General features: G+C 34.6%; 8 protein-coding genes. All 8 read left to right on the top strand.

Features of this window, described 5'->3' with window-relative positions:
• The first annotated feature begins 42 nt into the window (after positions 1–42).
• The 8 genes from EC501_RS04105 to EC501_RS04070 all read left to right on the top strand — a co-directional run bounded on the left by EC501_RS04105 (position 43) and on the right by EC501_RS04070 (position 8631).
• Positions 43–1215, top strand: a complete 1173-nt coding sequence (locus tag EC501_RS04105) for a DUF418 domain-containing protein (protein WP_122971028.1) — start codon at positions 43–45, stop codon at positions 1213–1215.
• Between the two features lie 118 nt (positions 1216–1333).
• Positions 1334–2236 carry a fumarylacetoacetate hydrolase family protein gene (locus tag EC501_RS04100; protein ID WP_122971027.1) on the top strand — a complete coding sequence of 301 codons (903 nt, stop codon included), beginning with the start codon at positions 1334–1336 and terminating at the stop codon, positions 2234–2236.
• 152 nt (positions 2237–2388) lie between these two features.
• Complete coding sequence (locus EC501_RS04095; protein WP_122971026.1) at positions 2389–2754, top strand: YisL family protein; 366 nt, start codon at positions 2389–2391, stop codon at positions 2752–2754.
• A gap of 255 nt (positions 2755–3009) precedes the next feature.
• Positions 3010–4470 (top strand): alpha-amylase family glycosyl hydrolase, encoded by a 1461-nt coding sequence (locus tag EC501_RS04090; RefSeq protein WP_122971025.1) that lies wholly within the window; start codon positions 3010–3012, stop codon positions 4468–4470.
• Positions 4471–4776: 306 nt separating this feature from the next.
• Positions 4777–5805 carry an ABC transporter ATP-binding protein gene (locus tag EC501_RS04085; protein ID WP_122971024.1) on the top strand — a complete coding sequence of 343 codons (1029 nt, stop codon included), beginning with the start codon at positions 4777–4779 and terminating at the stop codon, positions 5803–5805.
• The gene (locus EC501_RS04080) at positions 5783–6730 is read left to right on the top strand and encodes an ATP-binding cassette domain-containing protein (RefSeq protein WP_122971023.1); all 948 of its coding nucleotides are present in this window, start codon (positions 5783–5785) and stop codon (positions 6728–6730) included. The genes EC501_RS04085 and EC501_RS04080 overlap by 23 nt, the downstream gene beginning before the upstream one ends.
• Before the next feature lie 2 nt (positions 6731–6732).
• The gene (gene opp4B / locus EC501_RS04075; RefSeq protein WP_122971022.1) at positions 6733–7695 is read left to right on the top strand and encodes an oligopeptide ABC transporter permease; all 963 of its coding nucleotides are present in this window, start codon (positions 6733–6735) and stop codon (positions 7693–7695) included.
• Positions 7696–7725: 30 nt separating this feature from the next.
• Positions 7726–8631: an ABC transporter permease gene (locus EC501_RS04070; RefSeq protein WP_122971021.1), complete on the top strand. Its 906-nt coding sequence runs from the start codon at positions 7726–7728 to the stop codon at positions 8629–8631.
• Positions 8632–8666 lie beyond the last annotated feature (35 nt).

Here is an 8666-nt window from a genome sequence, read left to right as displayed (position 1 = left end):
TAAACTTTACGTTTTGACGTTACAAGAAAAGGAGAACCTATTGTGAATTTTCAACCGACTACTTTGAATGAAAGAGTTCATTCGATTGATATTTTACGCGGATTTAGTTTACTTGGTATTTTACTGGTAAATATGTTTGCCTTTTATTTACCTATGCCCCATATTGATTTAGGCAGTTGGTTTACAGAGGCGCCCGATATTATTTGGCATCAAACTTTGGATATTTATGTGCAAAGTAGTTTTTATCCCCTTTTCTCTATGCTTTTCGGATATGGGTTAGCGATGCAATTTATGAAAGCAGAAACCATTGGAAGTAACTTTTATCAATTTGGACCAAAGAGGCTAATTATATTACTTATTATTGGATTACTCCACGCCTTTTTCATTTGGTGGGGCGACATATTAACGATGTATGCCTTTTGCGGATTTTTCCTATTGCTATTTTTACGCTTTAGCGGTGGATGGTTATTAACGTTTGGGTTAATTATTAATGGGTTCATGCATTTATTTTTCATTGCTATTTTTGCGCTAACAGGAATGAGCAATATGGAAGTAGAAGCACCGGCAGTCGATATTGTAATGATTAACGATGCCATTACCGCTTATGGAGTGGGGAATTGGCTGGATGCCTTTTTCCAACGTTTAAAAGATTTATCCCTTCAGATGGGGGTGAGTATGTGGATATCAGCTTTAACGACTATCCTGCCATATATGCTTATAGGAGCTGCAGCTGCCAAATGGCGTTTAATTGAAAGGGCAAAAGAGCTAAAGGGTCTTTGGATTACTTTAGCCATCGTATTTCTCGTACTCGGTATATTGATAAAAAGTGCTCCATATACCTTTACTCGCACTTATTTACTTGATTATTTAAAAGTGTACGTAGGGGGACCTATCCTTTCCGTTGGTTATATTGGAATTATGATTTGTTTATGTATGATTCCGTTTATCGTTAAAATACTCGCACCATTAGCGAGGGCTGGGCGAATGTCCCTTTCTTTATATATTATGCAATCTATTATTTGCACATTATTGTTCTATCATTTTGGTTTTAGTTTGTATGGTGAAATTGATGTCCAGACGGGTACATTAATTGCGATTGGTATTTTTATTGTTCAAGTTATATTTGCTGAGCTTTGGTTTATTAAATTTAAACAAGGACCATTAGAATGGCTCGTAAAAAAATTAATTTATAAAACAACATTGTCGGAAAAATGAGCAATTTCGAAAAATTTGATGTATGATGGAATAAAATATACATTCAATTAATAGATTTTGAGAATTACTCAAGTTGAATGTATATCAACAAAGGATAAAAGAAGGAGCGCCTTTATTTATGAAGATTTTATCGTTTAATTTAAATGGAGAAGTAAAATTCGGTCCAAAAGTAAAAAAAGAGGAAGCGGTATGGGATGTACTAGCCATTCAAAAAGAGCTGAATATCCTCCCTTCTTTTCCAACAGAAATTATTGATGGGATTGCATTAGGCTTTGACTTTGTTGAACAAATTCGCAAATTAGTTGACGCTGCAAGTAAATCTGAACAAGTGGAACAATTTAAGCGTCCATTTACTGAAATAGAATGGCTTTCTCCAATACCTAGAACGCCAAAAAATATTATTTGTATTGGTAAAAACTATAATGATCATGCAAAGGAAATGGGCTTACAGCAAGCACCGGAAGATTTAGTCGTATTTACAAAATCACCAACTTCCATAGCAGCTGATGAACAAGTATTACCGATTCATGAAGGTAAAACGAATTCCTTAGATTACGAAGGTGAGTTAGCAGTAGTTATAGGCAAAAAAGGAAAGGATATTCCGAAAAATCTTGCCTTTGATTATATTTTTGGCTATACGATTGCAAATGATATAACAGCTCGTGATTTACAAGATAAACATAAACAATATTTTTTAGGGAAAAGTTTAGAGGCTTCTTGTCCACTAGGTCCTTATATTGTATCGAAGGATGAAATTGTAGATCCTCAAAAATTGACAATCGTAACAAAAGTAAATGGTGAAGTACGCCAAAATGGTTCAACAAAAGATATGATGTTTACAGTAGAGGAGTTAGTATCTATTTTATCTCAACATATTACATTGGAGCCTGGAGATATTATTTTAACAGGTACTCCTGCAGGTGTCGGCAAGGGAATGAACCCACCAACATTTTTAAAAGCAGGAGATGAAGTGAAAATTTCGATTGAAGGAATAGGCACTCTTTCCAATCGTTTTGCTTAACAAATGATGTAAACAATGACTTGTTTGAAAGTATTCTCTATGAAACCTAAACTATTTTTGTATTGTAAAGCTCTACAGAACTATTATATTTGAATCTCCAAACTTAACTATGGTAGGATAATGCTGACAATGAAAATTAAGGTGGGAATAAAATGGACTTTTTAACAAGCTCAACGCATTTACACATTGCAACTTGGGTAATAGCATTAGTATTATTTTTTGTAGCAGCTTTAGCATCTAAGTCTAAAGGAATTCACATGGCATTACGTCTATTCTATATTTTAGTCATTATTACAGGTGGAGCTTTATTTATCGAAGGAATGGATTACAATATGGGAATGCAATATGGCATTAAATTCCTTTTAGGTATTTTAGTCATTGGTATGATGGAAATGGTATTAGTACGTCAAGCTAAAAATAAACCAACTACTCTATTTTGGGTTTTATTCGCTATTTTCTTATTTGCAGTATTATTTATGGGCTTCAAATTACCAATGGGTGAAAATTTCTTAGCATAATAGAAAAATCGTAAAGTGCATGTGTGCTTTACGATTTTTTTATTTCATCCGCCAATTAAATCTGAATAATATAATAGAAAATAACAATAAAATCATTTCCTTTTGGACAGATTAAAAGAGAAATCTTTCAGAATTACAGTTGTTCACTGTTTTGTCTTATTTCATAGTAGGATTTGTTATTTTCCTTTTAAAAGATGGCAGTTCATCTTTTTTTTTTGGTAAAATGGCGTTGGTATGGTTTGAAGGAGAGGGATTATGTTGAAATTTAAAAAGTGGATTAGTGGCGTAGCGGCGTCACTTTTATTAATTGCTTCATTGACAACTTCTTCTGTAGCGAAAGCAGAAGAGACAAAATCAATAGAAGATGAAAGTATATATGATTTGTTAGTTGATCGAATATTAAATGGAACATTAGAGAACGATTACAATGCCAATGCGGAAGATCCGTCCCAATTTGCTGGTGGTGACTTTAAAGGTTTACTTGAAAAACGATCCTTGATCACCAAAATGGGTTTCACAATCGCTTCAATCGGTTCTGTGTTTACAACTGAAACGTATGACGGTTCAATGGTCACAAGCTATAGTCAAATTGAGCCGCAGTTTGGAACGCCAGAAGAACTGACAAACTTAATTGACACTTTTCATGATGATCATGTAAAAATCATGATTGATTTCCCTTTATCGAATGTTAGTGAAAATCATGAATGGGCACAAGATCCTGAAAAAGCAGATTGGATTGTCGATACTGCCAACGGGAAAGTTCGTTGGGATTTAAATAACGAAGAAGTTCAGCAAGCGCTTATTAATTCAGTAGTTGAATTTATTACTACATATAACGTAGATGGCGTACGATTAACGAATTTAGATACGGCTAGCACTCCATTTTTAAATGAAATGATTGAAGCCATTAAATCAGTAAATAACGATATTTATGTCATTTCAAATGAAGATAGCGACGCTAATTTTGATGCGAAATACTTTGAAGAAACAAACGACGCATTTCGCAATGCATACAAAAACGTGGATCAGAATTCAGCGGCATTGTTAACTAATGTAACTCCATTTGTTGAAGGAAAACAAGCTCCTGCCCAATTGATGATTGATTCCTTATTAACAGATCGTTTTACGTTATCTGCCGAAGCCTATCCTCCAACAAGAGTAAGACTTGCCATTGCTGCAACGCTTTTACTACCAGGCGTACCAGTAATGCAATATGGGACAGAAATTATTATGAACGGGGAGGCAGGTCCGAATGCGCATCAGCTATATAATTTCCGGACAGATGAGGATATGGTGGAATTTATAGGAGACGTTCAAACATTACGTAATCAGTCTGAAACGTTACGTAATGGGGAATTTAAACTAATTAAAAATGAAAATGGTTTCTTAGTATTTGAACGTTATTCTGATGAAGAAAGATGGATTATAGTCATTAATAACACGGGAAAAACAACAAAGGTTGATATTTCTGCTGATGAAATCGGTGAGAATAAGGAACTTCGTGCTATGTTAGATAGTGATACAATACGTGTAAATGACGAAGGAAATTTCCCTATCGTATTAGATCGTGAAATTGTAGAAATTTATCAAGTTACAGAGGAAAAAGGTATTAACGTTTCTTACTTAATAGCGTTAGGATTAGTTTATCTACTATTTATTGGCTTTATTATCGCTTTAATTAAACGAGGTAAACGTAGAAGAGCAAATCAAAATTAAAAAAATTGACGTCTCAACGGTAGTTTGTACCGATGGGACGTCTTTTTCTTATGGACAGCATAATATTGGGATGTCTAAGAGAAGTATTTTATTCATAAAATGTAAGGTACATTTTAAATATTTAGTTATTTCTGAAAAATAAATTCGAAATTTGTTGACTTCATTTATTACACAAATATATAATTTATTGCAACAATACATAAATTGTTAAAAGATTAATAGTTTTCGGAAAAGATTGTGTAACAAGAATATTTGTAATCTTCAAATTAATAAAAGCGAACATGATTGCTAGAAAGGAGCGTTAATTTGAAAACAGATGAATTATTAACAATTAAAGACTTACATACCGGTTTTCGAATTAAAGATACATTTTATGATGCAGTAGATGGAGTTTCCCTTACATTAAAGAAAAACGAAATTCTTGCAATCGTTGGTGAATCAGGGTGTGGGAAAAGTACCCTTGCAACTTCCATTATTGGACTTTATGATCAAAACAAAACACGTGTTCAAGGAGAAATTTTATTTGAACAAAAAAATCTGGCTGCTCTTTCTGAGGAAGAGATGAATGACATTAGAGGTCTTCAAATTAGTATGATTTTCCAAGATCCTCTTTCAGCATTAAATCCGTTAATGCGCATTGGGGAACAAATTGAAGAGGGCTTAATTTATCATACTAATTTAACAGCTGAACAAAGACAAGCGAGAGTACTAGAATTATTGAGTCAAGTTGGAATTAAAAATCCTGAAAGGGTAGCTAGACAATTCCCACACCAATTATCGGGTGGGATGAGACAAAGGGTTATTATTGCCATTGCTATTTCGTGTAAACCGCAAATTATTATTGCGGATGAACCTACAACAGCGTTGGACGTAACAATTCAAGCTCAAATTTTAGATTTATTAATTGATTTACAAGCTGAAACTGAGGCGGGAATAATTCTAATTACCCATGACTTAGGTGTTGTAGCAGAGGTAGCAGATCGAGTTGCCGTCATGTATGCGGGAGAAATTATTGAAGAGGCTCCAGTAAATGAGTTGTTTACAAATCCGAAACATCCCTATACTCGTTCGCTATTTAATTCCATTCCTCAGATGAATTCTGAGTCAGAACGTTTAAATGTCATCGAAGGTATTGTTCCATCATTAATGAACTTACCTCGAACTGGTTGTAGATTTTCTCAACGAATTCCTTGGATTCCGGAAGAAGCTCACGAGGAAAATCCAGCACTTCATGAAATTTCACCTGGTCATTTTGTACGTTGTACATGTTGGAAAGAGTTTCACTTTAAAACGGATAAAGGGGGCGGGACATATGAGCTTCATGCAAATAAATGATTTAAAAGTCCACTATCCTATTCGCGGAGGATTTTTTAACCGGGTGATTGATCAAGTTCACGCAGTTGATGGAATAACGATGGAATTTGAAAGAGGAAAAGCCTATGGATTAGTTGGTGAATCAGGATGTGGAAAATCGACTACAGGTAAGGCAATTATTGGGCTAGAAAAAATTTCAGGCGGATCCATTATTTATGAAGGTGAAAATGTTACAAATAAACGCAGAAGTCGAAAATCTGCCTTTAGTCGTGATGTTCAAATGATTTTCCAAGATGCCCATTCTAGTTTGAACCCTCGAAAACGGGTAAAAGACATTATTGCCGAACCGATTCGCAATTTTTTAAAGCTATCTCCGCAAGAAGAGGAAAGAAAAATAAGTGAACTATTAGATATAGTGGGGATGCCTGAAGATGCAAAGTTTAAATACCCCCATGAATTCTCTGGAGGTCAAAAACAACGTTTAGGAATTGCTCGGGCTATTGCAACAAATCCAAAATTAATCATTGCAGATGAACCTGTATCTGCATTAGACTTATCTGTCCAAGCCCAAGTGCTTAATTTCATGAAAGATATTCAAAATGAGTTCGGTATTAGTTATTTATTTATTTCCCACGATTTAGGCGTTGTAAAACATATGTGTGATCATATTTCGATTATGTATAAAGGTCGCTTTGTTGAATCGGGGACAAAAAGTGATATATACAATAACCCGCAACATATATATACAAAACGATTACTTTCTGCTATTCCAGAAGTGACTCCGGTAGGAAGGGAACAACGGAAGCGAGAAAGAATAAAAGTCGAACAACATTATCAAGTAGAACATAAAAATTACTTTGATGAAAATGAACGGGTATTTGATTTAGTACCTGTATCAAGCACCCACTTTGTGGCAGCTACTTCACAGGTGAAGGGGGACATGTAGTTATGTGGAAAACGATTGTCAGACGATTTTTAATAATGATTCCACAGTTATTTGTTCTGAGTGTTATTATATTTATTTTGGCGAAGTTTATGCCTGGGGATCCTTTTACAGGACTGATTACACCACAAACAGATCCTGCCCGAATTGAGGAACTACAAGAAAAAGCAGGGTTGAACGATCCTTGGCATATACAATATATTCGATGGGTTGGCAACGCAATCCAAGGCGATTTAGGACTTAGTTATACGTATAAAAGGGACGTTGCTGCTTTAATTGGTGAGCGTGCGTTAAATACGTTTTGGCTGTCATTATTAAGTGTGATTATACTTTATTTAATTGCCATTCCTTTAGGTATATTAGCGGGTAGATATCAAAATTCGTTTTTAGATAAATCAATTGTATTTTATAGCTTTGTTACATATGCCATTCCGACATTTGTTTTATCTCTCGTATTTCTATTTATTTTTGGTTACCAATTACATTGGTTCCCGACGAACGGCAGTGTAAATATTGAACATGAGCCAGGTACGTTAAGTTATTATTGGGACAAATTCTATCATATTATATTACCATCAATTACTTATGCGATTTTAGGTACGACGGGGATTATTCAATATTTACGTTCAGAAATTATCGATGCAAAAGCAATGGACTTCGTTCGAACTGCCCGGAGTAAAGGTATTCCGATGAGAAAAGTGTATTCTAAACATATTTTCCGTAACTCTTTATTACCTATTGCAGCATTTTTAGGATTTACTATTACAGGGTTACTTGGAGGTTCAATTTTTATTGAAACAATCTTTGGTTATCCTGGAATGGGACAATTGTTTGTAAGTTCAATTTCATCTAGAGATTATAGTGTAATAACAGCACTCGTTATGTTATTTGGCTTCTTAGCCCTTTTAGGTAGTCTCTTATCCGATATTATTATGAGTATTGTTGACCCTCGCATTAGGATTGAATAGGTGACACTAAAAAGTTAAGGAGGATCCAAAATGGCAAAGAAAAAATATAAAAAAAATAAAACTTATGTAAATTCTCCTCCTACTGGCATTCAAGTAGTATTTAGAGAATTTATGAAAGATAAATTGGCTTTATTTTCATTAGTTGGATTAATCGTTGTTATAGTAGGAGTCTTTATATGGGCTTTCTTCTTTATCGACCAAGAGCAATTAATGCGTGTAAGTTTAAGGGATAAATTTGCAGAACCTGGCGATAAGTTTTTATTAGGAGCCGATGAAGGCGGTAAAGATATTATCGGTCAAATTATTGTCGGTGCGAAAAATTCTCTTCTCATAGCAATTTCTATTACGATTATTACGGGTATATTTGGTGTAGTTGTTGGATTAGTTTGTGGATACTTTGGCGGATGGATTGATAATATGTTCATGCGTATTATTGACTTCTTCATTACTGTTCCATCTTTAATGTTAATTATCGTTTTTGTAACAGTTGTTCCGAAGTATAGTGTTATGGCTTTTGTATTAATTATGAGTTTATTTTTATGGACAGGAACGGCACGGCTTATTCGCTCCAAAGCATTGTCTGAAAGTAAACGGGACTATATACAAGCATCGAAAACCCTTGGAACAAATGACTTTGTCATCATTGTACGAGAGTTGTTACCGAATTTAAGCTCGATTATTATCGTAGAACTTACGTTAAACTTTGCAGGAAATGTAGGAATTGAAACTGGCTTATCTTATTTAGGATTCGGATTACCAATGTCAACTCCATCCCTCGGAACACTCGTTAGTAATGCAAACAACCCGCTCGTATTACAACAATATTGGTGGGTTTGGTTACCGGCATCACTATTCATCTTAATCATGATGCTCGGTATCAATTACGTCGGACAGGCGCTTCGAAGATCAGCCGATGCTCGTCAGCGTTTAGGTTAAGCAAAAAAATTGCGTTTTAAAATAACTGAAAATTT

Origin of the sequence: Lysinibacillus halotolerans (assembly GCF_003711845.1) — a bacterium.
Lineage (GTDB): Bacteria > Bacillota > Bacilli > Bacillales_A > Planococcaceae > Ureibacillus > Ureibacillus halotolerans.
The sequence above is the reverse complement of the archived record's forward strand: the minus strand, read 5'-3'. Positions and strand labels throughout refer to the sequence as shown.